The organism is Streptomyces sioyaensis (assembly GCF_004122735.1).
GTDB classification, from domain to species: Bacteria; Actinomycetota; Actinomycetes; order Streptomycetales; family Streptomycetaceae; genus Streptomyces; species Streptomyces sioyaensis.
The window spans coordinates 1-1,218 of sequence record NZ_SDIF01000282.1 but is presented as its reverse complement, the minus strand read 5'-3'; the positions used below and the strand labels follow the sequence as shown (position 1 = coordinate 1,218).

The 1,218-nt window shown below is 76.2% G+C and carries 1 protein-coding gene and 1 pseudogene; both read left to right on the top strand.

Annotated features, from left to right (window positions below; translation table 11 throughout):
- Positions 1-758 (top strand): annotated as a pseudogene (locus EST54_RS34375) (lytic transglycosylase); the annotation flags it as partial.
- A gap of 263 nt (positions 759-1,021) precedes the next feature.
- The gene (locus EST54_RS33885) at positions 1,022-1,156 is read left to right on the top strand and encodes an SPW_0924 family protein (protein WP_006606250.1); all 135 of its coding nucleotides are present in this window, start codon (positions 1,022-1,024) and stop codon (positions 1,154-1,156) included.
- Positions 1,157-1,218 lie beyond the last annotated feature (62 nt).

Genomic DNA, 1,218 nt, shown 5'->3' with positions numbered 1-1,218 from the left:
CCCCCAAGCCCACTCCCAAACCGCCCGCCGAGCCCCGGCTCACCGCCCTCGCCCGCGTCGGCGACAAGGACCTGACCGCCACCGCCGGCAGCGAGTTCACCGCCTCGCCGAAGGTGCGCGCCGAGGACGCCGCGGGCAAGCCGGTCGCCGGCGCCCCCGTCCGCTTCACCCTCCCCGCCTCCGCCGGCGCCCGCTTCCCCGGCAACCGGACCGCCGTCACCGTCACCACGGACAAGGCCGGCCTGGCCACCGCCCCCGCCCTGCGAGCGGGCGAGAAGCCCGGCGCCTTCACCGTCCGCGCCACGGCCGTGGGCCGCGGCGCGCCCGCCGCCGTCTTCGGCGCCACCGTCAAGGCCAGGCCGGCCCCGAAGGCCGACAAGCTCGCCCGCACCTCGGACAAGGAGCTGACGGCGACCGCCGGCCAGCCCTTCGCCGAGGACGCGGTCGAGATCAAGGCGACCTACCGGGGCAAGCTCGCGGCGGGGGTGCCGGTCACCGCCACCATGGTCACCGACGACCCGGACCACCCGGTGGAGAACGACAAGGGCCCCTACTTCAAGGACCCCGAGGCCACCGGCGACGAACAGGGCGATCCGGTCCGCACCCTCACCGGTCTCACCACCGACGCCCACGGCCTGCTGAAGGTCCCGAAGATCTACACGGACTCCCACGCGGGGACGTTCCGGCTGCGGCTGACCACCGCCGACGGCGCCGTGCTCATCGTCAAGCTGAAGGTCGCCGCCCCGGCCGGTTCCTGACCGCGCGCCCACCCCGGACCAGAGCGCCACGGCCGGAGCGCACCGCCCCAACAGGCGTGCCGCCCCGGCCGGTTCGGCACCGGGCCGATGACCGCGCCCCCATCGCCGCCGTCCTGCCCACCGTCCACGGCAGGACGGCGGTACCACGTGTTCTCATCCCCGCCGTCCACGGCAGGACGGCGGTGCCACGTGTTCTCATCTCGGCCGCCCGTTGCTACGGTGCCCCCGCCTGACGCTGCATCAGCTCACCGGGGAGGCCGGCCATGCGCGCCCTGACAGCAGCCGCGGTCGGACTGGCCGCGGCGCTCACCCTCGTCCTCACCCTCACGGCGGTCGGCGCCCCCGGCGGCACGACCTCGCCCAAGCCGCTGCTGACCACCGTGCCCGCGCACCCCTGAGGGAGGGACGCCGCCATGCGCCGCACCGACCCCACCCGCGCCACACCCCCCGTGCCCCCGGC

Coding starts and splice junctions, on each gene's coding strand:
- EST54_RS33885 (WP_006606250.1), top strand. CDS start 1,022: ATGCGCGCCCTGACAGCAGCCGCGGTCGGACTGGCCGCGGCGCTCACC.